The 24381-nt window shown below is 62.6% G+C and carries 27 protein-coding genes; 18 read left to right on the top strand and 9 right to left on the bottom strand.

Annotation, left to right across the window (positions count from 1 at the left end):
* The first annotated feature begins 4 nt into the window (after positions 1–4).
* Positions 5–1234, top strand: coding sequence for an NAD(P)/FAD-dependent oxidoreductase (locus tag IHQ72_RS01905; protein ID WP_258120891.1), 1230 nt, complete (start codon positions 5–7; stop codon positions 1232–1234).
* A gap of 64 nt (positions 1235–1298) precedes the next feature.
* On the opposite strand, the gene IHQ72_RS01900 is transcribed toward IHQ72_RS01905, so the two are convergent.
* The 5 genes from IHQ72_RS01900 to hslV form a co-directional block, all read right to left on the bottom strand.
* A complete protein-coding gene (locus IHQ72_RS01900) occupies positions 1299–2258 on the bottom strand; it encodes a DUF1402 family protein (protein ID WP_258120890.1) in 960 nt (319 codons plus the stop codon).
* 256 nt (positions 2259–2514) lie between these two features.
* Positions 2515–3828: an ATP-dependent protease ATPase subunit HslU gene (gene hslU / locus IHQ72_RS01895; RefSeq protein WP_258120889.1), complete on the bottom strand. Its 1314-nt coding sequence runs from the start codon at positions 3826–3828 to the stop codon at positions 2515–2517.
* Between the two features lie 4 nt (positions 3829–3832).
* Positions 3833–4432, bottom strand: a complete 600-nt coding sequence (locus IHQ72_RS01890; protein ID WP_258120888.1) for a DUF2585 domain-containing protein — start codon at positions 4430–4432, stop codon at positions 3833–3835.
* Between the two features lie 28 nt (positions 4433–4460).
* Complete coding sequence (locus IHQ72_RS01885; protein ID WP_258120887.1) at positions 4461–4976, bottom strand: GNAT family N-acetyltransferase; 516 nt, start codon at positions 4974–4976, stop codon at positions 4461–4463.
* A gap of 53 nt (positions 4977–5029) precedes the next feature.
* The gene (gene hslV, locus IHQ72_RS01880) at positions 5030–5581 is read right to left on the bottom strand and encodes an ATP-dependent protease subunit HslV (protein WP_192357920.1); all 552 of its coding nucleotides are present in this window, start codon (positions 5579–5581) and stop codon (positions 5030–5032) included.
* Between the two features lie 222 nt (positions 5582–5803).
* On the opposite strand from hslV, the gene hisB reads away from it, so the two are divergent.
* The 10 genes from hisB (at position 5804) to IHQ72_RS01830 (ending at position 12118) form a co-directional block, all read left to right on the top strand.
* Positions 5804–6403 carry an imidazoleglycerol-phosphate dehydratase HisB gene (gene hisB / locus IHQ72_RS01875; RefSeq protein ID WP_258120886.1) on the top strand — a complete coding sequence of 200 codons (600 nt, stop codon included), beginning with the start codon at positions 5804–5806 and terminating at the stop codon, positions 6401–6403.
* A 3-nt stretch (positions 6404–6406) separates the two neighbouring features.
* Positions 6407–6883, top strand: a complete 477-nt coding sequence (locus tag IHQ72_RS01870) for a DUF2628 domain-containing protein (protein WP_258120885.1) — start codon at positions 6407–6409, stop codon at positions 6881–6883.
* Between the two features lies 1 nt (position 6884).
* On the top strand, positions 6885–7535 hold the full coding sequence (gene hisH / locus IHQ72_RS01865; RefSeq protein ID WP_258120884.1) for an imidazole glycerol phosphate synthase subunit HisH: 651 nt from the start codon (positions 6885–6887) through the stop codon (positions 7533–7535).
* A gap of 4 nt (positions 7536–7539) precedes the next feature.
* Positions 7540–7830, top strand: coding sequence for a DUF1330 domain-containing protein (locus tag IHQ72_RS01860; protein ID WP_258120883.1), 291 nt, complete (start codon positions 7540–7542; stop codon positions 7828–7830).
* A gap of 3 nt (positions 7831–7833) precedes the next feature.
* Positions 7834–8583 (top strand): 1-(5-phosphoribosyl)-5-[(5-phosphoribosylamino)methylideneamino]imidazole-4-carboxamide isomerase, encoded by a 750-nt coding sequence (hisA, locus tag IHQ72_RS01855; RefSeq protein ID WP_258120882.1) that lies wholly within the window; start codon positions 7834–7836, stop codon positions 8581–8583.
* Positions 8580–9416, top strand: a complete 837-nt coding sequence (locus IHQ72_RS01850; RefSeq protein ID WP_258120881.1) for an arginase family protein — start codon at positions 8580–8582, stop codon at positions 9414–9416. The genes hisA and IHQ72_RS01850 overlap by 4 nt, the downstream gene beginning before the upstream one ends.
* Positions 9416–10207 (top strand): imidazole glycerol phosphate synthase subunit HisF, encoded by a 792-nt coding sequence (gene hisF / locus IHQ72_RS01845; RefSeq protein WP_258120880.1) that lies wholly within the window; start codon positions 9416–9418, stop codon positions 10205–10207. Before IHQ72_RS01850 ends, hisF begins: the two co-directional genes overlap by 1 nt.
* Before the next feature lie 69 nt (positions 10208–10276).
* Entirely contained in the window at positions 10277–10603 is a 327-nt protein-coding gene (locus tag IHQ72_RS01840) for a phosphoribosyl-ATP diphosphatase (RefSeq protein WP_258120879.1), read from the top strand.
* A gap of 24 nt (positions 10604–10627) precedes the next feature.
* Entirely contained in the window at positions 10628–11587 is a 960-nt protein-coding gene (coaA, locus tag IHQ72_RS01835; RefSeq protein ID WP_258120878.1) for a type I pantothenate kinase, read from the top strand.
* Between the two features lie 87 nt (positions 11588–11674).
* Positions 11675–12118, top strand: a complete 444-nt coding sequence (locus IHQ72_RS01830; RefSeq protein ID WP_258123702.1) for a GtrA family protein — start codon at positions 11675–11677, stop codon at positions 12116–12118.
* 88 nt (positions 12119–12206) lie between these two features.
* On the opposite strand, the gene IHQ72_RS01825 is transcribed toward IHQ72_RS01830, so the two are convergent.
* The 4 genes from IHQ72_RS01825 to IHQ72_RS01810 all read right to left on the bottom strand — a co-directional run bounded on the left by IHQ72_RS01825 (position 12207) and on the right by IHQ72_RS01810 (position 15747).
* Complete coding sequence (locus IHQ72_RS01825; protein WP_258120876.1) at positions 12207–12824, bottom strand: alpha-ketoglutarate-dependent dioxygenase AlkB; 618 nt, start codon at positions 12822–12824, stop codon at positions 12207–12209.
* A 99-nt stretch (positions 12825–12923) separates the two neighbouring features.
* Positions 12924–13403, bottom strand: a complete 480-nt coding sequence (gene lysM, locus IHQ72_RS01820; protein WP_258120875.1) for a peptidoglycan-binding protein LysM — start codon at positions 13401–13403, stop codon at positions 12924–12926.
* A 191-nt stretch (positions 13404–13594) separates the two neighbouring features.
* On the bottom strand, positions 13595–14032 hold the full coding sequence (gene arfB, locus IHQ72_RS01815) for an alternative ribosome rescue aminoacyl-tRNA hydrolase ArfB (RefSeq protein WP_258120874.1): 438 nt from the start codon (positions 14030–14032) through the stop codon (positions 13595–13597).
* A 104-nt stretch (positions 14033–14136) separates the two neighbouring features.
* Positions 14137–15747, bottom strand: coding sequence for a phosphoenolpyruvate carboxykinase (locus tag IHQ72_RS01810; RefSeq protein ID WP_258120873.1), 1611 nt, complete (start codon positions 15745–15747; stop codon positions 14137–14139).
* Positions 15748–16089: 342 nt separating this feature from the next.
* Between IHQ72_RS01810 and IHQ72_RS01805 the strand changes: the two genes are divergently transcribed.
* From IHQ72_RS01805 to IHQ72_RS01775, 7 genes are all read left to right on the top strand, one after another.
* A complete protein-coding gene (locus tag IHQ72_RS01805; protein ID WP_023796909.1) occupies positions 16090–16791 on the top strand; it encodes a response regulator transcription factor in 702 nt (233 codons plus the stop codon).
* Positions 16792–16875: 84 nt separating this feature from the next.
* Positions 16876–18657 (top strand): sensor histidine kinase, encoded by a 1782-nt coding sequence (locus IHQ72_RS01800; RefSeq protein ID WP_309508747.1) that lies wholly within the window; start codon positions 16876–16878, stop codon positions 18655–18657.
* A gap of 3 nt (positions 18658–18660) precedes the next feature.
* A complete protein-coding gene (locus IHQ72_RS01795) occupies positions 18661–19107 on the top strand; it encodes an HPr kinase/phosphorylase (RefSeq protein ID WP_123146243.1) in 447 nt (148 codons plus the stop codon).
* A 164-nt stretch (positions 19108–19271) separates the two neighbouring features.
* Complete coding sequence (locus tag IHQ72_RS01790; RefSeq protein WP_023796905.1) at positions 19272–19673, top strand: PTS sugar transporter subunit IIA; 402 nt, start codon at positions 19272–19274, stop codon at positions 19671–19673.
* On the top strand, positions 19670–19966 hold the full coding sequence (locus tag IHQ72_RS01785; RefSeq protein ID WP_258120872.1) for an HPr family phosphocarrier protein: 297 nt from the start codon (positions 19670–19672) through the stop codon (positions 19964–19966). Before IHQ72_RS01790 ends, IHQ72_RS01785 begins: the two co-directional genes overlap by 4 nt.
* A 255-nt stretch (positions 19967–20221) precedes the next feature.
* Complete coding sequence (gene ahcY / locus IHQ72_RS01780) at positions 20222–21622, top strand: adenosylhomocysteinase (protein WP_258120871.1); 1401 nt, start codon at positions 20222–20224, stop codon at positions 21620–21622.
* A 188-nt stretch (positions 21623–21810) separates the two neighbouring features.
* Positions 21811–24375, top strand: coding sequence for a sensor histidine kinase (locus IHQ72_RS01775; protein WP_258120870.1), 2565 nt, complete (start codon positions 21811–21813; stop codon positions 24373–24375).
* Positions 24376–24381 lie beyond the last annotated feature (6 nt).

The following is a 24381-nucleotide window of genomic DNA, read 5'->3' as shown; positions in this document are numbered from 1 at the left end:
TGTGATGACGAAAGGGATGGTAATCATCGGTGCCGGCGAATGCGGCGGGCGGGCTGCCTTGGCGCTGCGCGATCTCTTCTATGACGGCCCGGTGACGCTGGTCGGCGACGAGCCGCATCTGCCCTACGAGCGGCCGCCGCTGTCGAAAGACGCGATGGTCGGCGATGCTCCCATGATCAAGGCGATCGCCAGCGATGAGATCCTGGCCGAGAGGTCGATCCGGCATATCCATTCGGTTCAGGCGGTGGCGATCGACCGCGCGGTGCACGTCGTGCGCCTGTCGGACGGCTCGGTCCTGCCATACGACAAGCTCTTGCTGGCGACTGGTTCCTTACCGCGCAAGCTGCCGATGCCCGGCCTCGGCGCGCGCTGTGTCTATCTCCGGACCTTCAACGACGCGTTGGCCATTCGCGCCCATCTCAGCGCCGGAAACCGCATTGCCATCGTTGGCGGCGGCTTCATCGGCCTCGAGCTTGCCGCCGCGGCGCGCAGGCTGGGGGCAACGGTTACCGTCATCGAGGCGCAGCCGCGAATCCTGATGCGCGGCGTGCCGGCCGAGATCGCCAAAACCATCCACGAGGCGCATGAAGCCGAAGGGGTCAAAATCCTGTGCGGCGACGGCATCGCCGCGATCGTCGACGACGGCGCCCAGGTGCGCATCGCGCTTGCCGGCGGGCAGGACATCGTCGCCGATCTGGCGGTGATCGGCATCGGCGCCGTGCCGGTGACCGGACTTGCCGCGGAAGCGGGGCTGACGATCGACAACGGCATAGCTGTCGATGCCGAGCTTCGCACCAGCGATCCGGACATCTTCGCCGCCGGCGATTGCTGCTCGTTTCCGCTTGCCGTCTATGGCGGCCGGCGCGTGCGGCTGGAAGCCTGGCGCAACGCGCAGGAGCAGGGCGCGCTTGCGGCCAGGAACATGCTTGGCACCGGTGAGGCCCACGCGGCGGTGCCATGGTTCTGGTCGGATCAGTACGGCCTGACCTTGCAGATATCAGGGCTGTCGGACGAGGGCAGCAAGGTCGTGCGCCGCGACCTCGACGATGGCGCCTTCATCCTGTTTCATCTGGCCGAAGACGGCAGGCTCGTCGCAGCGAGCGGCATCGGCCCGGGCAACACGGTCGCCCGCGACATAAGGCTGGCCGAGATGCTAATCGCCAGGCGGGCAAAACCGGCGCCGGAAGCGCTCGGCTCGCAGACGATCAAGCTGAAGTCGCTGCTGGCGGCGTGAACCGGCGCGCAAACGCCCGAAAGGGCGACTTCGATCCGGCTCAAAGTCCGAATCTCAACACGTTCTAAAACAGCGCCTTCAGCTCCGGCAATTTGTCGTTGACCAGCCAGCCATAGTAATTTTCCTCGGGCAGCTTCTCCGGTTCGCCCGCGTCGCGGCGCCTGTCGTTCTCGGCCTTCAGCGCATGGGCGCGCTGTTCCGGATTGCCGACATTGTAGAGCGTCGATGTGATGCCGGGATTGCCCGATATGTCGAAGCCGGCAATGCTCTGGTAGGCATCGATCGATTTCCGGATCGTCGCCGCGACATAATCCAATGTCAGGTCCGGATCCATGATGGTCTTGTAGACCGCGTTCGGATCGCCGACGTCGAGCTTCGGCAGGCCGGACACCTGGTGCACGAGATCGCTCATCTGCAACGCGGTCAGCGGATTGAGCTGACCAAGGCCGAAGGTCTGGCCGGCATAATAGGGCTGGAAGAAGGTGGCGCCGAAGCGGTCGTCGGGGAAGCTCTCGCCGCCGACAGTCTTGCCGCGAAAGGACTGGTTCCACACCTGCTCGCGGCATTCCCAGAGCGCGTAACTGTCCGTTTTGCCGGCGCATTCCTGGAATTGCGGCCGCTGCACGAAATCGGTGATGTCCTCGCCTTCATAGGCGAAGGACAGCTTGCTCGACAGATAGGAGATCGCTTTGACGTAGTAGGTCTGCAGCCGGTCATAGGCGTCGACATTGTAGGTGTGCTCGCCGACGATGGCGCCGACGATATGCATCGGGTCGATGCCATAGGTCGCCGCCGCTTGGCTGATCTTGCCGCGAAGATCGGCGTCGTGCTGCAGCAGCGCATAGACCTTGCTGTATTTTGCCTGGAAGGTGGTGTTGGTGGCCTGGGTGCGCCGGCTTGAGGCGCCCGGTATGTTGGGCTGTTCGGCATGACTGTTGCCCGGCGGCACCATCGTCGCCGCTTCGGCGGCGAACATGGCTGTCGCCAGCGTCAGCCCGAGAGTGACGAGGATCGTTTTTTTCATGCGCCGCCGCCTGCAACAGCGCATGACCCTCGGAATCGATTTTCGGGGGTCATGCGCAGAACCAACTGTACAGCGCCCTTTGCACATCCAAAAGCTGCGCGGCGCTGGTGTTGCCGGCAAACTAGGTAAAGCTGGAAGGGGAGTCGAGAGCCCCTGCAACCGGCAAGACAAAAGCTGGCCAGATGCTTCCATTTGGCCACACGTCTCGGAACTTGCCGGGTCGCCCGGCCCCATCTCTTGTAGAATGGATCGCCTGCTACAGGATAAATCGCGACAAATCCGTGTTTCTGGACAGATCGCCGACATGCTTTTGCACATAAGCGGCGTCGATGGTCACCGCCGTGCCGTGGCGGTCCGGCGCATCATAGGAGATCTCGTCCAGCACCCGTTCCATCACCGTCTGCAGCCGTCTGGCGCCGATGTTCTCGACGCTGGCGTTGAGATCGACGGCGATGCCGGCCAGCGAATCGATGGCGTCGTCTGTGAAGACGAGATCGACGCCCTCGGTCTTCATCAATGCGACGTACTGCTTGATCAGGCTGGCCTCGGTCTCGGTGAGGATGCGGACGAAATCGTCCTTCTCCAGTGCACGCAGCTCGACGCGGATCGGCAGACGACCCTGCAATTCTGGCAACAGGTCGGACGGCTTGGCAACGTGGAACGCACCCGATGCGATAAACAGGATGTGGTCCGTCTTCACCGGTCCGTATTTGGTCGCGACCGTGGTGCCTTCGACAAGCGGCAGCAGGTCGCGCTGGACGCCTTCGCGGGAAACACCGGCGCCCATGCCGCCCTCGCGCGAGGCGATCTTGTCGATCTCGTCGAGGAAGACGATGCCGTCGTTTTCGGTCGATTCGAGCGCCCTGCGCACCACCTCATCCTGGTCGAGCAGCTTGTCGGACTCGTCGCCGACCAGCACCGCGTAGGATTCCTTCACCGTCGTCTTGCGCGTCTTGGTCTTCTGGCCGCCCATGGCTTTCGACAGCATGTCGTTGATGTTCAACACGCCGATATTGGCGCCCGGCATGCCGGGGATCTCGAAGCCGGGCATGCCGCCAGTGCCGGTATCGCTCACCTCGATCTCGATCTCCTTGTCGTCGAGTTCGCCGTCGCGCAGCTTCTTGCGGAAACTGTCGCGCGTGGCCGGGCTCGCCGTCTTGCCGACGAGCGCTTCCAGCACACGTTCCTCGGCATTGATATGGGCGCGCGCCTTGACATCCTCGCGCATTTTCTCGCGCACCAACCCGATAGCGATCTCGACCAGGTCGCGGATGATCTGCTCGACGTCGCGGCCGACATAGCCGACCTCGGTGAATTTGGTCGCCTCGACCTTGACGAACGGCGCACCGGCAAGGCGTGCCAGGCGGCGCGAGATCTCGGTCTTGCCGACGCCGGTTGGGCCGATCATCAGGATGTTCTTCGGCATCACCTCTTCACGCATCTGGCCTTCGAGCTGTTGGCGGCGCCAGCGGTTGCGCAAGGCGATGGCCACGGCGCGCTTGGCGTCCTTCTGGCCGATGATGAAGCGATCGAGTTCCGAAACGATCTCGCGGGGCGAAAATGTGCTCATATTCCTAAATTCCACTTTGCCACTGCCGGATGGACTCGAACGGATGCAGCAGCATGATCACGTTGAGTGTCAGATTGTCCCGGATGATGTAGCCGACACCGAATTCGAAGATGACGGCCAGGGTCACGATCACCCATATAGGAAGCCTGCGCGCCATCACAAATCCCAGCACCATGGCCAGCGTGTCCGCCACCGAATTGATGATGCTGTCGCCGTAATAGTCGAGCGAGATCGTGCCGGCCCGGTAGCGCTCGATGATCAAAGGGCTGTTCTCGAGAAGTTCCCAGCCGCCCTCTATGACCACCGCAAATGCCAGCCTGAGCCCGATCGGCGAGCGCGGGAACAGAAACCACGCCAGCGCATAGAACAGGAAGCCGTGGATGAGGTGCGAGAATGTGTACCAGTCGGAAATATGCTGGGAATTCTCCGAGCTCTGCACGATGCCGTGCCACAGCTTGACATAGCCGCATGTGCAGATCGGCGTTCGGCCCATGCCGTAAAGGGCTCCGGCCTGGAATATGATCAGGCCGAGGACGAGCAGAAGTCCTATCCGCCAACTGTCTTCATAGGCCGAGACGGTCTTGTCGGCGCCGGTTGTGCTCATGTTGTTACTGCCCCTCTTCGGCGTCGCCCTATTCGGCGTCACCTTCTTCTGCGTCGATTGCCATCAGCACGGCGTCGCCATATTCCGATTGCCTTCGATCGATAGCTCTGAAACCGGCCTTTTCATAGGCGCGGATCGCTGGTCCGTTGGATGGATCCGGGTCGATGATGACACGCGGCACCCCTTCCTCGAACAGCTGTTCCACGAACTGCCGGACAATTGCCGAGCCGTGGCCGCGTCCGACAAGCTCAGGCCTGCCGATCGACAGATCGATGCCGAGCGTGCCGAACGGCTGGTCGCTGTAGGGATGGCCGTCCTCCAGATGCGGGTCGTAGCTCTGCATGTACCCGATCGGCGAGCCGTCGAGCTCGATGATCAGCGGCTCAACGGAAATGCTGTCGATGTGTTCGCGGATCTGGGCGATCTCCGTCTCGGGATCGTCCCACCACTCCGCGACATGCGGCTCGGCCAGCCATGCCGCGATCATCGGCAGGTCCGCCTCGGTCACCGGCCGAAAATCATAGGTATTTTCTTGTTTGGCCATGATCTCCTCCGAAAACCGGTTTCCACTTTTCGGGATCATAGCCAGCGGCCGGCTCAGCCGGCATCGAGGGTTTCGATGACAAAGTTGTTGTTGGTGTAGACGCAAATGTCGGATGCGATCTGCATCGCCTTGCGGGCGATTTCTTCGGCATCCTTGTCGGAGTCCATCAGCGCGCGCGCCGCGGCCAGCGCGTAGTTGCCGCCCGAACCGATGGCCATGACGCCATGTTCGGGTTCGAGCACGTCGCCGGTGCCGGTCAGCGCCAGTGAGACCGACTTGTCGGCAACCAGCATCATCGCTTCCAGCCGGCGCAGATAGCGGTCGGTGCGCCAGTCCTTGGCGAGTTCGACGCAGGCCCGCGTCAATTGCTCCGGATATTGTTCGAGCTTGGCCTCGAGCCGCTCCAGAAGCGTGAAGGCATCAGCGGTGGCACCGGCGAAACCGGCAATGACATTGCCGCTTTTGCCAATGCGGCGCACCTTCTTGGCGTTGCCTTTCATGATCGTCTGGCCAAGGCTGACCTGGCCGTCACCGGCGATCACCACCTTGCCGCCCCTGCGCACGGTCAGAATCGTCGTGGCGTGCATGGTCAGTTCATTCGACATCTTCTGCTCCGATCAGCACCGGTCCCGACAAGGCGATTGGCGCGTTACGTGACTTGATCGACCATATGTATGCATAGGTCCGATGATTGCCAACCGGCCATCCGCCAGGCTCGATATCCCCTGGCATGGCAACTGGCAATCGCCGGATCATGCTGCTAGAAGGCTCTCGTTTTCAAGCATGTGGACGCTTGGAACGCCTGAACTCTGGACAAGGATGAGGTCATGCTGCCCCGTTCCGCCAACGCCAGCCGCAAGACTGGGGAAACCGACATCTCCGTATCGGTCCAGGTCGACGGCTCGGGAAAATCCGATATTTCGACAGGCGTCGGCTTCTTCGACCACATGCTGGACCAGCTGTCGCGCCATTCGCTGATTGACATGACGGTCAAGGCCAAGGGCGATCTGCACATAGACGACCACCACACGGTCGAGGACACCGGCATCGCGCTCGGCCAGGCGCTTGCCAAGGCGTTGGGCGAGCGGCGCGGTATCATGCGCTATGCCTCGGTCGATCTCGCCATGGACGAGACGCTGACGCGCGCGGCGATCGACGTCTCCGGCCGTCCTTTCCTTGTCTGGAACGTTGCGTTCTCGTCGCCGAAGATCGGCACGTTCGACACCGAACTGGTACGCGAATTCTTCCAGGCCCTGGCGCAGAATGCCGGCATCACGCTGCATGTCACCAACCACTACGGCGCCAACAATCACCACATCGCCGAGACCTGCTTCAAGGCGGTGGCGCGTGCGCTGCGCATCGCGCTTGAAAGCGACCCGCGCCAGCCGGACGCGGTTCCTTCCACCAAGGGATCTCTGAAGGGATAGGCGATGGCGATCTATGTCGTGATGGAACCGCCGGGCCGCGGCGAAAAGCCTGACACAACGGCCTTTGTCCGTGATGGGTTTTCTTGGCTCGGCTTCCTCGTGCCGCCGCTGTGGCTGCTCTGGCACCGGTTGTGGATCGAGGCAGCGCTGGCGTTTGTCGCCATGGCTCTCCTTTCGATGCTTGCCGAAGGAATGAGCCTTGGGCTCGCCGGCCCGCTGCTGTCGCTGCTTGTATCGCTCTATGTCGGTCTGGAAGGTCAGGCCTTGCGGATTGCCGCGTTGCGCCGTCGTGGCTGGCATGAATGGGGCGTCGTCGCGGCCGGCAGGATCGACGATGCCGATACGCGCTATGTGCTGGAAGCCGAAGCGCATTCGGATGAGCAAGCGCCCGCGCAACGCATCGTCCCGGATGCTGCCCATGCCCGGCCAGCGCATATGGGCATCGCGCTAGGGTTGAACCACACTCCGGGAAGACCCTGACATGCGGGTCGCGATCATCGACTACGGCTCGGGCAACCTGCGCTCGGCCACCAAGGCCTTCGAGCGCGCCGCGCATGAAGCCGGAATCGCCGCCGCGATCGACCTGACCGCCGATGCCGAGCGTGTCAGAACCGCCGACCGCATCGTCCTGCCCGGCGTCGGCGCCTATGCCGATTGCGCGGCCGGGCTGCGCGCTGTGGCCGGCATGTGGGAAGCGGTCGAGGAGGTGGCGATCGTCAAGGGGCGGCCGTTCCTCGGCATCTGCGTCGGCATGCAGCTGATGTCGGAGCGGGGCCTGGAAAAGACCGTTACAAAAGGTTTTGGCTGGATCGCCGGGGACGTCAAGGAGATCACCCCGGCCGATCCTGCGCTGAAGATCCCGCAGATCGGCTGGAACACGATCGAGCTCACGCGCAAGCATCCGCTGTTTTCCGGCATTCCGACCGGCACCAAGGGATTGCACGCCTATTTCGTCCATTCCTATCATCTCGACGCCAGGAAAGCCGACGACGTGCTGGCGATTGCCGATTATGGCGGTCCGGTGACGGCCACTGTTGTCAGCGACAATCTCGCCGGCACGCAGTTCCATCCCGAAAAGAGCCAGGCGCTTGGCCTGGCGCTGATCACCAATTTCCTGCGCTGGAGGCCCTAGGATAATGAGCAAGAAAGGCTACTGGATGGCGATGGTCGATGTCCGCGATCCCGAGGGCTACAAGCAATATATCGAGGCGAACGCGGCGGCGTTTGCGAAATATGGTGCGAAGTTTCCCGTGCGTGCGGGGCGTTACGCGAACCCGGAAGGGCCGACAGGCAACCGCCACGTCCTGGTGGAGTTCGAGTCCTACGACAGGGCGATAGAATGCTACGAATCGCCTGAATACCGGGAGGCATTGAAGTACAGGCTTGCCGCCTCGACCGGTCACTTCGTCATTGTTGAAGGCGCCTGAACGGTGATCCTGTTCCCGGCCATCGACCTCAAGGACGGCAAGTGCGTGCGCCTGAAGCACGGCGACATGGCGACCGCGACGATCTACAATGACGACCCGGGCGCGCAGGCCAGGGCCTTCGAGCAACAGGGCTTTGAATGGCTGCATGTCGTCGACCTCAACGGCGCCTTCAAGGGCCAGAGTGTCAACAGCGCGGCGGTCGGCGCCATCCTCAAAGCGACAAAAAACCCGGTGCAGCTCGGCGGCGGCATCCGCACCCTGGCGCAGGTCGAGGACTGGCTCGATCGCGGGCTGGCCCGCATCATTCTCGGCACGGTGGCGGTGCGCGATCCGGATCTGGTCAGGCAGGCCTGCAAGGCGTTCCCGGGCAGGATCGCCGTCGGCATCGACGCCAAGGGCGGCAAGGTAGCGGTCGAGGGCTGGGCCGAGGCCTCGAGCCTCGGCGTCATCGAACTGGCGAGGAAGTTCGAGGGCGCCGGCGTCGCCGCCATCATCTACACCGACATCGACCGCGACGGTGTGCTGACCGGCATAAACTGGGATGCCACCATCGATCTCGCCGAAGCGGTTTCGATCCCGGTCATAGCCTCCGGGGGGCTCGCCTCGATCGCCGACATCGTGCGCATGACCATGCCCGATGCGCAAAAACTCGAAGGCGCCATCTCCGGCCGCGCACTATATGACGGGCGTATCGATCCGGCCGAGGCACTGGCCATCCTGGCGGCAGGATCGGAGAAGGCGAGGGCGCGATGAAACTCTCGATCATCCTCGCACCCTATGACAGCGGCCATTACCACGCCGGCTTTGGCCAGGGCCCCGACGCTATCCTCGCCGGCGGGCTTGTCGATGAACTTGCCTTGCGCGGCCATGATGTCATCGTCGAGGACATCGGCGAGGTCGGCGATGCCCAGAGACGCGAAATCGCGACAGGTTTCGCGGTTTGTCGGGCAGTCGCCACCAAGGTCGACATGGCGCGCGACGATGAGCGTTTTCCCATTGTGCTCACCGGAAATTGCCTGACCGCCGCCGGTGCGGTGGCTGGCGATACCGCAGATTCGATCATCTGGATCGATCAGCACGGTGACCTCAATACGCCAGAGACGTCCGCCTACGGCTTTCTCGACGGCATGGCGCTGGCGACGACGCTGGGGCTCTGCTGGCGCCCGATGACGTCAGCGATTGCCGGCTTCCAGGCGATCGACCCGTCGCGGTGCATGCTGGTCGATGCGCGCGACCTCGATCCCGATGAAAGGCGGCTTCTAGAGACGTTGCCGATCATTCGCGCCCAATGGGCCGATGCACTCGACAATGTCGGAAAGCTCAAGGCGGCCGGCGCGGCCCAAGTACATTTGCATCTGGATCTGGACGTTCACGATCCGGATGTGCTGCAGGTGAACCGCTATGCACGGCCGGGAGGTCCAAATCCGGAGGAACTGCGGCAACTGGTTTGCGGGCTGGCCAAGTCGATCCCGATAGTCGGCGTCACCCTGTCTGCCTACGATCCTGCCTTTGACGCCAAGGGCGAGGTTCCGCCTGTCGTCGGGCAATTGCTTGGCGATTTTCTTGCCGCGCTTGGGAGGATCTGATGCTGAAAGCCCGTGTCATCCCCTGTCTCGACGTCAAGAACGGCCGCGTCGTCAAGGGCGTCAACTTCGTCGACCTGGTCGATGCCGGCGATCCGGTCGAGGCGGCCAAGGCCTATGACGCCGCCGGCGCCGACGAACTCTGTTTCCTCGACATCACCGCTTCGTCCGAAAATCGCGAGACCATCTTCGACATCGTCGCCCGCACCGCCGAACAATGTTTTATGCCGCTGACCGTCGGCGGCGGCGTGCGCCAGGTCGCCGACATAAGAAAGCTGCTCTTGGCCGGCGCCGACAAGGTGTCGATCAACACGGCGGCGGTGAAGAATCCCGATTTCGTCGCCGAGGCGGCTGACAAATTCGGCAACCAGTGCATCGTCGTCGCCATCGACGCCAAGAAAGTGTCGGGCGAAGGCGAGGCCGCCCGCTGGGAGATTTTCACCCATGGCGGCCGCGAGAAGACCGGCATCGACGCGGTCGAATTCGCTCAGCAGGTGGTCGATCGCGGCGCCGGCGAGATCCTGCTGACGTCGATGGACCGCGACGGCACCAAGGCCGGTTACGACATCGCGCTCACCCGCGCGGTAGCCGACGCCGTGCGTGCGCCAGTCATCGCATCCGGCGGCGTCGGCACGCTCGATCACATGGTTGAGGGCATTCGCGATGGCCATGCCGGCGCGGTGCTGGCGGCATCGATCTTCCATTTCGGCACTTACAGCATTGCCGAAGCCAAGGCGCATATGGCCCGCGCCGGCCTGCCGATGCGACTGGACTCCCCAGCGGATCGGCTCTAAAGCATCATCCCAAAAACGGGAGCCGGTTTTCGGGAAAGATCATGCTTAAACAAGCAGATAGATGGCACCATGGCTGAGTTTTCGCTCTCCGACCTGGAGACAATCATCAGGGAACGCGCGCATTCCGGCGATCCGGATTCATGGACGGCAAAGCTGTTTGCGGGCGGCCAGGGCAAGGCGGCACAGAAGCTCGGCGAAGAGGCGGTCGAAACGGTGATCGCGGCCGTTGGCGGTGACAGACAAGCCCTCGTTTCGGAAAGCGCCGATCTCATCTATCATTGGCTTGTCGTTCTGGGCGTCGCCGGCATTCCGCTTGCCGATGTCCTGACCGAACTCGAACGCCGCACCGGTCGTTCGGGCATCGCCGAAAAGGCGTCTCGGCAGGACCGGGGCTGATCGCTGCGGAGGGTAGGAAACTCGATGGACCAGCTCGCCCCCACCGAGAAATATTCGCCCTTTCGTTTTTTCTCGGCGGAGCAATGGTCGCAGTTCCGCGCCGACACGCCGATGACGCTCGGCGAGGACGAGGTCCGTCGCCTGCGTTCGCTCAACGACCCGGTCGACCTCGAGGAGGTCAAGCGCATCTATCTTTCGCTGTCGCGGCTTTTGTCGGCCCATGTCGAGGCGAGCCAGCTTCTGTTCAGGCAGCGCCAGGCCTTCTTCAACGCGATGGATGTCGTCAAAACGCCCTTCATCATCGGCATTGCCGGCTCTGTCGCGGTCGGCAAATCGACCACGGCTCGCGTGCTCAAGGAATTGCTGGCGCGCTGGCCGTCGAGCCCCAAGGTCGATCTGATCACCACTGACGGCTTCCTGCTTCCCAACGAAATCCTGCGCCGCAACAATCTGATGGAGCGCAAGGGCTTTCCCGACAGCTACGATGTCGGCGCATTGCTGCGTTTCCTGTCGGGCATCAAATCGGCGCAGCGCAATGTCCGCGCGCCTGTTTATTCGCACCTGACCTACGACGTCGTTCCCGGCGAGTTCCAGACTATCGACCGGCCGGACATATTGATCTTCGAAGGCATCAACGTGCTGCAGCCGGGCAAGCTGCCGAAGGACGGCAAGATCGTGCCTTTCCTGTCGGATTTCTTCGACTTCGCCATCTATATCGATGCCGAAGAGGAGCTGATCCATCAATGGTACATCGCCCGCTTCATGCGGCTGCGCGAGACCGCCTTCCGCAATCCGGACTCCTTCTTCCACCGCTATTCGCAACTTTCGCAAGCAGCGGCCCGGGCCATCGCCGAGGGCCTTTGGACCAACATCAATCTGAAGAATTTGCGCGAGAACATCCTGCCGACGCGAGCCCGCGCCGATCTCATCCTGCGCAAGGGCGCCAATCATCTGGTCGAGGAAGTGGCGCTCAGGAAGCTGTAACGAAGCGGTTAACGGCGCTTTAGGCAGTGCCCGCTATCGTTCGATTGCCAATTCCAGAGCATTTGTCGGGAGCAGCCGGTGATCAATATGCCTGCATTGCGCCGGCCTGACATTTCCGCCTGGCGCGGAACACTTGCTCCGCGCCGGCTTCTCAAATTCGCCTCGGTGGGGCTTGCGGCCACAGTGCTCTACGCGCTTTGTGCCGCCCTCTTCACCAGTACCGGGTCAACATACCTGCCGCCGGCCACAGCCTCCGTCGCCGCCTATGCGGTCGCGGCAATATTCTCCTATCTCGGCCACAAGTTCTTCACATTCATGTCGGCCGGCTCGCATCAATTCGAAGCGCCGCGTTTCGCCGTGCTGACCGGATTCGGCCTTGCCATCGCCTATCTTCTTCCGCTGCTCCTCGTCGGGCAGTTCGGCCTGCCGGTCGCAGTTCCGATACTGCTCACTTGCATTCTCATTCCCGTAGTCAACTTTGTCGTTCTCGAACGCTGGATCTTTTCCGGCAGCGTCAGGCCTGGGCCGTGACCCAGAGCGGGTGCCGGTTTTTGCAAAAATCCGGTGCTTAAACAAAAAAATCCGATGCTTAAACAAAGAGATAGATGACGATACGGCTCTAGCCAGGATAGGTTACGCGCCGCAGCGTCAGATTGATCCGCCCGCCATTCCTGAGCAACGCCGAGGTCGAAGGATAGATGCGGTCGACGCCGTGAAAACATAGGCGGCCTTCGCCGCCAAGCACGACGACGTCGCCGCTTTTCAGCCTGAACGATTTGGTGCCGCCTTCGCGCGTGCTCTGGCCGACCCTGAACAGGCAATCGTCGCCCAATGAAACGGAGACGACCGGCGCGGAGAAATCGATCTCGTCGCGGTCCTGATGAAGGCCCATCTTCGCGTCCGGCGAATAGAAATTGACCAGGCAAGCCTCCGGCGGATGCGGATAGGCGGACACGTCCCGCCACAGCTGCAGCAGCACGTCGGGGATCGGCGGCCAGGGCGCTCCGGTCACCGGGTGCGTCGGCTGGTAGCGATAGCCGCGCTCCTTGTCGGTGACCCAGCCGAGCGAACCGCAATTGGTCATGCGCACGCTCATCTCCTTGCCGGTACGGGGCATGGCCGGCACGAACAGCGGAGCCTCCTGCACGACCCGTCTCACATCCTCGACCAGCGCTTCCTGCACTGCGCGGGACAGATAGCCGGGCATGTGGCGGACGCCTTTGGGCAGAACGAGCATGGTCGCTTGATCCGTTGGTCTGGAAGAACCAGAATGCCACCATCAAATGAAAACGGCGACCCGAAAGCCGCCGTTGTCGATTGGCTGTCGCCGGTCTGGTCAGGCCTGATCGAGATCCGGTATGCGCAGGACCTGCCCCGGATAGATCTTGTCCGGGTGGGTCAGCATCGGCTTGTTGGCCTCGAAAATGATCGTGTTCTTCGCACCCTTGCCCTTGCCGTAGCTCTTTTCGGCGATCTTCCAGAGATTGTCGCCTTTCTTGACCGTGTAGAAGGTCGGTTCCTTGGCCGGGGCAGCGGGTGTGCCGGATTCGGGGGCGGCGACCTGCAACTCATCCGCCTGCACCTTGGACACGCCGAGCGTGTTGCCGACGGCGATAACCGCCTTTTCGAAGATCGACTGATCCTTGACCACGCCTTTCAGGACAGCCTTATCGCCTTCGACGACGACTTCCACATTGTCGGTGCCGAGCGCGTGCGAATCGAGTTCCTTCTTGAGCGTATCGGCGGTCGGCTCCGGCTCGTCGTCGCCGAAGCCGAGCTTCTTGCCGACGCCCTTGACGAAATCAAACATGCCCATCTGTGGTCTCCCTTGCTGTGGCGAATAGCGAACTTGCCACCTGCAACCTTGAATTGGAAGCCGTCTCGACCGCGCGATCGATGTCGCGCCGATCGCATCGGCCCGAAAACGGGGACCGATTTTCTGAAAGCACCATACGTAGATACAAATGCTAGAGCACACCTTGTGCGTCCAAGTGGACGCACGTCGCCCTAATCGTTCTCCACCCGGCCGCGGAGTTTCTTGATTGTGCCGCGTCCAGCCTTGGTCTTCAGTCGCCTTTCGACCGCGCCTTTCGACGGCCTCGTCTTCTTGCGCGGCGGCGGCGGCGGTTCGGCGGCCTTGGCGACCAGTTCGGCAAGCCGCGCCCGGGCGTCCGCCCGGTTCTGCTCTTGCGTGCGGAAGCGTCCGGCCTCGATGACGATGACGCCGTCCTTGGTGGCGCGTTGGCCGGCCAGCTTTATGGTTCGCTCGCGCACGCGCTCCGACAGGCCCGGCGCATTCGCCGCATCGAAGCGCAATTGCACCGCCGTCGCCACCTTGTTGACATTCTGGCCGCCAGGGCCGGACGAGCGGATGAAATCCTCGTGCAGGTCATCCGGATGGATCACCGCATCGTCGGCAATGATGATCTTGTCGTCGGCGTTCATGCCGCAGTCATGGCGCGGCGGACGAAAAAAGAAAAGGCCCGATCCCGGGTCGGGCCTTCCCGGTCCCGGTCCGGGCCTTGAGGCGCAGGGTACCCAGCCAGCGACTATTCCGCGGCTTCGCGCATGCGCGGGGCGGCGCCGAGCACGATGGCGTCGACATGAGGTTCGAATTTTTCGAAATTGACGGCGAACATGCCGACCAGCCTCGCCGCCTGCAAGTCATAGGCTGAGGTATCGGCCCAGGTCGATCTTGGATCGAGAATGGCACGGTCGACGCCCGCGACCGCCACCGGCACCTCGAAACCAAAATTGGCGTCGGTCCGGTAATCGGCCCCTTTCAGCGAGCCGTCGAGCGCCGCGGCAAGCAGCGCCCGCGTCGCCTTGATCGGCATCCGCTTGCCGGTGCCGTAGGCGCCGCCGGTCCAGCCGGTATTGACCAGCCAGCAATCGACGCCGTGATGGGCGATCAGCTCGCGCAGCAGATTGCCATATTCCGACGGATGCCGCGGCATGAACGGTGCGCCGAAACAGGTCGAAAACGTCGCTTCGGGTTCGGTGACGCCTTTTTCGGTCCCTGCCACCTTGGCGGTGTAGCCGGAGAGGAAATGATACATCGCCTGCGCCGGGGTCAGCCGGGCGATTGGCGGCATCACGCCGAATGCGTCGGCGGTCAGCATGATGATGTTTTTCGGGTGACCGGCGCGGCCTGTTCTGCTGGCGTTGGGGATGAAGTGGAGCGGATAGGCGCAGCGCGTGTTTTCAGTGAGATTGCCGTCGTCAAAATCCGGCACGCGGCCCGCGTCGAGCACTACATTCTCCAGCACCGTGCCGAAGCGTTGGGTGGTGGCGAAGATCTCCGGCTCGGCGTCGGCCGAAAGCTTTATCGTCTTGGCATAGCAGCCGCCTTCGAAATTGAAGATACCATGCGGACCCCAGCCGTGCTCGTCGTCGCCGACCAGCGTGCGCGATGGATCGGCCGACAGCGTCGTCTTGCCGGTTCCCGAGAGGCCGAAGAAGATGGCCGCATCTCCGCCGGCGCCTTCATTGGCCGAGCAATGCATCGGCATCACGCCCTTCGCCGGCAACAGATAGTTGAGCACGGTGAACACCGACTTCTTCATTTCGCCGGCATAGGAGGTGCCGCCGATCAGCACGATCATGCGCGAGAGATCGACGGCGATCACCGTTTCGGTGCGGGTGCCGTGGCGAACCGGATCGGCGCGGAACGACGGCAGGTCAATAATCGTCAAGTCGGGCACGAAATGCTCGAGCTCGGCGGCTTCCGGACGAATGAGCAGATTGCGGATGAACAACGAGTGCCAGGCAAGCTCCGTGACGACCCTGGTCGTCAGCTTCAAGTCCTCATCGGCGCCGCCGACCAGGTCCTGCACATAAAGATCCTTGTCCGCCGCATGGGCGCGAAAATCGGCGAGCAGCGTGTCGAACTGGGCCGGCGAAATCGCCTTGTTGTTGTCCCACCATACATGCGGCCCGGTGGTCTCGTCGCGCACGACGAATTTGTCCTTGGGCGAGCGGCCGGTGTGCTGCCCGGTCTCGGCGACGAGCGCGCCATGCGCGGTAAGCCGGGCCTCGCCGCGGCGGATCGCTTCCTCGTAAAGGACGGCCTCGCCGAAATTATAGCGCACCGCGCCGGTGGTTTTCAGGCCGATCCGGTCGATCGCCCATGCGGGATTGCGTTTGCCGGCTTCCGACATGAGGGTTCCTTCTTCGATTGCAGCATCCTGGCCGGCGAACTTCCGGAGCCCCCACGACGGAGACTGTAACGGTCAGAACCAGAAAAGCCAAATGATATCAAATAATTAATCGATTTAAATATTTTGAAAGTTGTTTAAATCGTTTATATGTGCGAAAAATCAGGCGGTTGCCCAAAGGATTGGCGGTCTTTATCGGTCCAATCCATGTTGAGGTGAGATTGTGGCCGCCGGCATGCCGCTCGTGACAGCGGACGAAGCCTGTGCCACATTTTGTACCTAATTTGTCCTGCAAAAGCCCCTTCTCGACCAAAGAAGGGACAGCTCATGAGGGAGCCACTTGAAATGGCAACAATCGCGCTTGTCGACGACGACCGCAACATTCTGACTTCGGTGTCGATCGCCCTCGAATCGGAGGGGTATCGCGTCGAAACCTATACGGATGGGGCGTCGGCGCTGGAAGGTCTGGCGGCGCGCCCGCCGAATCTCGCCATCCTCGACATCAAGATGCCGCGCATGGACGGCATGGAGCTTCTGCGCCGGATGCGCCAGAAATCCGACCTGCCGGTGATCTTCCTGACGTCCAAGGACGACGAGATCGATGAGCTTTTCGGCCTCAAGATGGGCGCCGACGACTTTATCCGCAAACCCTTCTCGCAGCGTCTTCTGGTCGAGCGGGTTCGCGCCGTGCTGCGCCGTGCCAGCGCCCGCGAGGCGTCGGCCAAGACGCCCAACCAGCAGGCCCGATCGCTTGAGCGCGGCCAGCTTGTCATGGACCAGGAGCGCCACACCTGCACCTGGAAGGGCGAGCCGGTGACGCTTACGGTCACCGAATTCCTGATCCTGCATTCTCTGGCCCAACGTCCCGGTGTGGTAAAAAGCCGTGATGCGCTGATGGATTCGGCCTATGATGAGCAGGTCTATGTCGATGACCGCACCATCGACAGTCACATCAAGCGGCTTCGCAAGAAGTTCAAGGCCGTCGATGATGACTTCGAGATGATCGAAACCCTTTACGGAGTCGGATATCGGTTCCGCGAAGCATGAATTGATGCATGTCGCCCAAAAGTGGTCCCGGTTTTGGGACAACGACATGCTCAAAACTAAAGACTGAGCGGGGGCTGCTATTCGATGGCAGTGGACGTAGAGCGAGTGAGACGGACGGGCGCCCGGCGCCCGTCGCGGATTCTGCCCGCATTCCTGTCGAGAATCACGGTGCCGATGCGCCGTTTCCTCGGCCACCATATCTTTTCCAGCCTGACGCGGCGCATTCTCTTCCTCAACCTCGCCGGCCTGGCCGTCCTGGTCACCGGCATCCTCTACCTCAACACGTTTCGCGACGGGCTGATCGATGCCCGCGTCGAGAGCCTGATGACCCAGGGCGAGATCATCGCCGGCGCGATCGCGGCATCGGCGACGGTCGAGACCGATTCGATCAGCATCGATCCGGAAAAGCTGCTTGAACTGCAGGCCGGCGAAAGCCTGGGCCCCGGCTCCGATCAGCTCGACAATCTGGATTTCCCGATCAATCCGGAGCGCGTTGCGCCGGTGCTCAGGCGGTTGATTTCGCCGACGCGGACGCGCGCCCGCATCTATGACCGCGACGCCAATCTGCTGCTCGATTCGCGCCATCTCTATTCGCGCGGCCAGATCCTTCGCTACGACCTGCCGCCGGTCGACGCGGAAGAACCCGACCTTGTGGAACGTATCCAGAAATTCGTCTTCGACTTCTTCCGCAACACCGCGCTGCCGGTCTACCATGAACAGCCGGGCGGCAATGGCGCTGCATTTCCGGAGGTGGTCAAGGCGCTTACCGGCAGCCCGTCGACCATCGTGCGGATCTCCGAACAGGGCGAGCAGATTGTTTCGGTCGCCGTGCCGATCCAGCGCTTCCGCGCCGTCCTCGGCGTGCTGATGCTGTCGACGGAAGGCGGCGACATCGACAAGATCGTTGCGGCCGAGCGCAAGGCGATCCTGCGCGTCTTCGGCATCGCCGCCCTTGTCACCGCCATCCTGTCGATGCTGCTCGCCTCGACCATCGCCAACCCGCTGCGCCGGCTGTCGGCGGCGGCGGTCAGGGTGCGGCGCGGCGTCAAGAATCGCGAGGAAATCCCGGACTTCTCCGACCGGCAGGACGAGATCGGCAATCTGTCGATCGCCGTGCGCGACATGACCAATGCGCTCTACGCCCGCATCGAGGCGATCGAAAGTTTCGCGGCTGATGTCTCGCACGAATTGAAGAACCCGCTGACGTCGCTGCGCAGCGCGGTGGAAACCCTGCCGCTGGCCAAGAACGACACGTCGCGCGGCCGGCTGATGGAGATCATCCAGCACGACGTCAGGCGGCTGGACCGTCTCATCACCGACATTTCCGACGCCTCCCGTCTTGACGCCGAGCTCGCGCGGGAAGACGCAGGAACCGTGGATCTCAAGAAATTCATCACGGATCTGGTCGACGTTTCGCGCACGGCGACGCGCAACAAGAAGACGGTCGAGATCGAGTTCAAGGTCGCCAAACTGCCGCAGGGCGTCAAAGGCTACTTCGTCGCCGGTCATGATCTGAGGATCGGCCAGGTCATCACCAATCTGATCGAGAATGCCCGTTCCTTCGTTCCTGAAGAGCGCGGCCACATTGCCATATCTCTGGCGCGCGCCGGCAAGGTCAACATCATCACCGTCGACGACAATGGTCCCGGTATAAGGGCCGACAACATCGACCGCATCTTCGAACGCTTCTACACCGACCGGCCGGCCGGCGAGGCGTTCGGCCAGAATTCAGGCCTCGGCCTGTCGATCAGCAGGCAGATCGTCGAAGCCCATGGCGGCACGCTGACCGCCGAGAACATCCCGGGCACCAAACCCGGCGAGATCAAGGGCGCCCGCTTCGTCGTCACGCTGCCGGCCGAAGGCTGATCTGTGCGCGCTGAAAACATTCATGGAACGGCGCTGCTGATCGGCGAGCGCGGCGTCCTCATCACCGGACCGTCCGGCGCCGGCAAGACGACGCTGGCGCTGACACTCCTGGATCATTGCCGCGCGCGCGGGCTGTTTTCGCGGCTTATCGGCGACGACAGGCTGCTCGCCGCGGCCCACGCCGGGCGGCTGGTCTGTCGCGTGCCGGCGACCATCGCCGGTCTCGCCGAAGTGCCTGGGTTCATGCCGCGCCCGCTGCCGTTCGAGCCGGGTGGAGTGATCGACCTGCATGTCCGGCTGGTGCCGAAGGCAGAAATGGCCCGTTTCCAGGAGGAAATCAGCGAGCCGGTGGCAGGCTGTCCGGTGCCGCGTATCGACCTTGCCGAGCGCAACGCCGCCACGGCCTTGCCGGCGGTGATGGCGCGGCTGTCGATCGCGCCCTTTTTATGATCCGGTTCCGGTTTTTTGCTGCAATGCGTCAAAATGGCCTGGGCCTGTGCAATTTTGGGCTTGTCAACGCGTCTCGCGTCGACAAGATAGCGCTCCCGCCGCCTGGAATGGCCGGCGAGCATAAAATGCGGCTGTGAAGCGGCGATGACGGGAGCCACCAAAGAATGATCGGACTCGTGCTTGTAACGCACGGTCAACTGGCCGCCGAGTTCCGCCATGCCGTGGAACATGTCGTCGGGCCACAAGACAATTTCGAGACCGTGGCGATCGGCGCCGACGACGATATGGAGCAGCGCCGCAGCGACATCGTCGACGCCGTTGCCCGTGTCGACACGGGGGCGGGCGTCATCGTTTTGACCGATATGTTCGGCGGCACGCCTTCCAATCTCGCCATTTCGGTGATGGAATCCGGTCGCACCGAAGTCATTGCCGGCATGAACCTGCCGATGCTGATCAAGCTGTCCAGCATTCGCAAGGGCGACAACATGAGCGCAGCGCTGGACGAGGCGCAGGCGGCCGGCCGCAAATACATCAATGTCGCCAGCCAGCTTCTGAGCAGCAAATGAACGCGCTGTCGGCCAAGAAGGGTGACATCGTCCGGGAGTTTCCAATCGTCAACCAGCGTGGCCTGCATGCCCGCGCCTCGGCGAAGTTCGTTCAGGTCGCCAGCGGCTTCGACGCCTCCGTTCAGGTCGAGAAGGACGGCGTCACGGTTGGCGGCACCTCGATTATGGGCCTGATGATGCTGGCGGCGAGCCCCGGCTATTCGATCCGAGTCACCGCCAGCGGCCCGGAGGCCGAGCGGGTGATCGACGCGCTGGAGCAACTGGTCGCCTCCCGCTTCGGCGAGGAGTCCTGACGCCTGGAGAGCCGCGCGTCCGTTGGACGCGCAAAAGACGCTCACATCTAGCACTTTGAATTTGCGCATCATGCTTCCGAAAATCGATTCCGGTTTCGCGCCGGTCCGCCTCCGAAGACATGCACGGATAAAGATTTCTTTATATCCCATTGTCGTCCGACCGACGATCTGCTAGTCAGGCCGGCAACTCGCGCCCTTCGACACGCCTTCCGGCGCGGGCGCATCCCGAAGACAATTCTTGATCGGAGCACTGCCATGACGGGTAGCAATGACTATGTGGTCGCCGACATCTCGCTTGCCGGCTGGGGCCGCAAGGAGATCGAGATCGCTGAGACCGAAATGCCGGGCCTGATGGCCTGCCGCGAAGAATTCGGCAAGGCGCAGCCGCTCAAGGGCGCGCGCATCACCGGTTCGCTGCACATGACCATCCAAACGGCGGTTCTGATCGAAACGCTGAAGGCGCTCGGCGCCGATATCCGCTGGGCCTCCTGCAACATCTTCTCCACCCAGGACCATGCGGCCGCGGCCATCGCCGAGGCCGGCATTCCGGTCTTCGCCGTCAAGGGCGAGACGCTCGAGGACTACTGGGTCTACACCGACAAGATCTTCCAGTGGGCGGATGGCGGCACCTCCAACATGATCCTCGACGATGGCGGCGACGCCACCATGTACATCCTGATCGGCGCGCGTGCCGAAGCCGGCGAGGATGTGCTCTCCAATCCGGGCAGCGAGGAGGAAGAAATCCTGTTTGCCCAGATCAAGAAGCGGATGGCGGCATCGCCCGGTTTCTTCACCAAGCAGAAGGAAGCGATCCGCGGCGTCACCGAAGAGACCACCACCGGCGTCAACCGGCTCTATCAGTTGCAGAAGAAGGGCCTGCTGCCGTTCCCGGCGATCAACGTCAACGATAGCGTGACCAAGTCGAAATTCGACAACAAATATGGCTGCAAGGAATCGCTGGTCGACGGCATTCGCCGCGGCACCGACACGATGATGGCCGGCAAAATTGCGGTCGTCTGTGGCTATGGCGACGTCGGCAAAGGCTCTTCGGCATCGCTCAAGGGCGCAGGCGCCCGCGTCAAGGTCACCGAGGTCGATCCGATTTGCGCATTGCAGGCGGCGATGGACGGCTTCGAAGTCGTCACGCTCGAAGATGCCGCCCCGACCGCCGACATCATCATCACCACCACCGGCAACAAGGATGTCGTCACCATCGACCACATGCGGGCGATGAAGGACATGGTGATCGTCGGCAATATCGGCCACTTCGATAACGAGATCCAGGTGGCGTCGCTGCGCAACCTGAAGTGGACCAACATCAAGCCGCAGGTCGACATGATCACCTTCCCGGACGGCAAGCGGATGATCCTTTTGTCCGAAGGTCGCCTGCTCAATCTCGGCAACGCTACCGGCCACCCGAGCTTCGTCATGTCGGCGTCCTTCACCAATCAGGTGCTGGCCCAGATCGAGCTGTACACCAAGCCCGGCCAGTATCAGAACCAGGTCTATGTGCTGCCGAAGCATCTCGATGAAAAGGTCGCGCGCCTGCATCTCGACAAGCTCGGCGCCCGGCTTACCGAACTGTCCGGCGAACAGGCCGCCTATATCGGCGTGACCCCGCAGGGACCGTTCAAGCCGGAACACTACCGCTATTAACCACAGCGGAAATTACCACTAGATATTGATGCCGGGCGATTGACTTTTCGCCCGGCTTTATTTTTGCGCTGATTGATTCTTCACGCCGATTCGCGCAAGCGCTATGGTGCTGATTCGCGGGTCCGGGGACGAGGGCCGACACCCGCATCAGGGCGGTCTTGCATTCAGGCGGCGAAGAGGACCAGGACATGCCGGGGGATTACCCGCCTTGCGCGGGACAGGCCGTTTCCGGCGGCCACAACGATTCGGTGACCATGGGTTCCGCTGCCAGAGGCGGAAGCCTCTTATGGCGCGCTGGCAGCCGCGTCGGAAAATTGCTTGCTTCTTCGGCGCTCGTCGGTCCGCTGCTTGGCCGTTCGGCACATGCTGGACCCGCTGCTGCGTCCAAAGCCGGGCTGTCGGTCAGCACAGTCGAGGTCATGCAACTCGCGATGTTTGTCGGCGTCATGGGCGCCGCACTTGTCTCGGCCATTTTCCTGATCCGCGAACGGGCGCGCACCTCGGCGCAGAATGTCGAACTCAGAGCCCGCCTGGCCGACGTCAACGCTGCGCTGCAGCGCTCCGAGGCGCTGCTCAACCTGCGCGGCCAGCGTGTCGTCGTATGGGCCTCGGAAAACAAAAAGCCCGAGCTCGTCGGGACATTGCCGGTTGAAAGCGGCGCTCCGGAAGACCGTGCCGCCTTCCTCGCCTTCGGCCGTTGGCTGATGCCGCGCTCGGCGGCAGCGCTTGAAAATGCCGTGGCGGGACTGCGGGAAAAGGCGAAGCCGTTCGATCTCGTCATCGAATCGCAGGCCGGTGCGCCGCTCGAAGTGCACGGGCGCAAGAGCGCAGCACACGTGGTCGTCCGCTTCGTCTCGCTTTCAGAAACGCAGCGAAGCGAGGCCAGGCTGAAAATCGAGAACCAGCGTCTCGCCGCCGACTATGACACCATGCTCGGCCTTCTCAACGCACTCAGCATGCCAGCATGGCTGCGCACGGCGAACGGGCGGCTGAAATGGGTCAACCGCGCCTATGCCAAGGCGGTCGAGGCGGAAAACGCCGAAGCTGCGGTTCGCGACGCGAAGGAATTCCTGGGTGGCCAGGCGCGCGATGCGATCGCTGCGCAGCACAGGTCGCATCCCGTTTTCGAGCAGGCGCTTTCCACCGTGATCGAAGGCGACCGCCGCATGTTCGCCGTGACCAACTTCGCCGGCGCCGACGGCTCGGCGGGTCTTGCCTGCGACACCAGCGCCATCGAAACCATCCGTAACGAATATGAGCGGACCGTGCGGAGCCACGCCGACACGCTCGATCAGCTCAACACCGCCGTGGCGATTTTCGATACCGACGAAAAGCTGCGGTTTTTCAACCAGGCGTTCCAGAAACTATGGGGTCTCGACAGCGGCTTCCTGCACAGCGCTCCCGACAACGCCTTGTTGCTCGACCGGCTGCGCAGCGAGGGCAAGATCGCCGAGCAGCCCGAATGGCGGCGCTGGAAGGAAAGCCTGCTTGGCGCCTATCGCGCGGTCGAGTCGCAGGAAGATTGGTGGCATCTGCCGGACGGCAAGACCATCCGCGTCGTCGCCAATCCGCAGCCCAAGGGCGGCGTGACCTGGGTATTCGAGAACCTGACCGAGAAGATGGACCTTGAAAGCCGCTATCAGACCGCGGTGCGGGTCCAGGGCGAGACGCTCGACAATCTTGCCGAAGGCGTGGCCGTGTTCGGCCCGGACGGCAGGCTCAGATTGTCGAACCCGGCATTCGCAGCACTTTGGGGGCTGGACGCTGACGCCGCCAGGCCCAACGTTCACGTCTCCACGATCCGCGATCTGTGCGACCGGCGCGCCGCCGACAGTCCCTGGCGCGGGTTCGTTGCCGCCATCACCGGTTTCGACGACGAGCGCCGCGACCGCCACGGCCAGACCGAGCTGAACAACGGCACCGTGCTGCGCTACGCGATGATCCCGCTGCCCAACGGGCAGGTGATGATGACCTTCGTCGACGTCACCGACAGCGTCAATGTCGAGCGGGCGCTGAAGGACAAGAACGAGGCGCTGGAAAAATCCGACCAGCTCAAGAACGAGTTTGTGCAGCACGTCTCCTACGAATTGCGCTCGCCGCTGACCAACATCATCGGCTTCACCGAGCTTCTTTCGCTGCCGTCGACCGGGCCATTGAGCCAGAAGCAGCGCGAATATGTCGAGCATGTCGGCTCGTCTTCCGCGGTCCTGCTCACCATCGTCAACGACATCCTCGACCTGGCAACCGTGGATGCCGGCATCATGGAACTCGACATCTCCGAAGTTCACGTCGACCGGACCATCGCCGCCGCCGCCGAGCTTGTTGCCGACCGGCTGGAGGAGCATGCGATCAGGCTCAAGATCGACGCGGCCACCGCGCCAAAGACGTTCCACGGCGATGAAATCCGCATCCGCCAGATCCTCTACAATCTGCTGAGCAATGCCGCGAACTACGCTCCGGAGGCGAGCACCATCACGCTCGCCTGTCGCTCGCTTGCCGAAGGCGTGGAATTCTCCGTTCACGACGATGGTCCCGGCATGCCGCCGGACCTGCTCGATTCGGTGTTCCGGCGTTTCGAACCGCGCACCAATGGCGGCCGCCGGCGCGGCGCAGGCCTCGGTCTGTCGATCGTCAAGAGCTTTGTCGAGCTGCATGGCGGCAGCGTCCGCATTGAGACCGGCAAGGACAAGGGCACCACCGTCATTTGTGCCTTTCCGGATACGCCGTCCGGTATCCGCGCGGCGGCCGAGTAGCGCGCT

Source organism: Mesorhizobium onobrychidis, assembly GCF_024707545.1.
GTDB classification, from domain to species: domain Bacteria; phylum Pseudomonadota; class Alphaproteobacteria; order Rhizobiales; family Rhizobiaceae; genus Mesorhizobium; species Mesorhizobium onobrychidis.
Note: the sequence above shows the minus strand (reverse complement) of the source record. Positions and strands in the feature narration are given on the sequence as shown.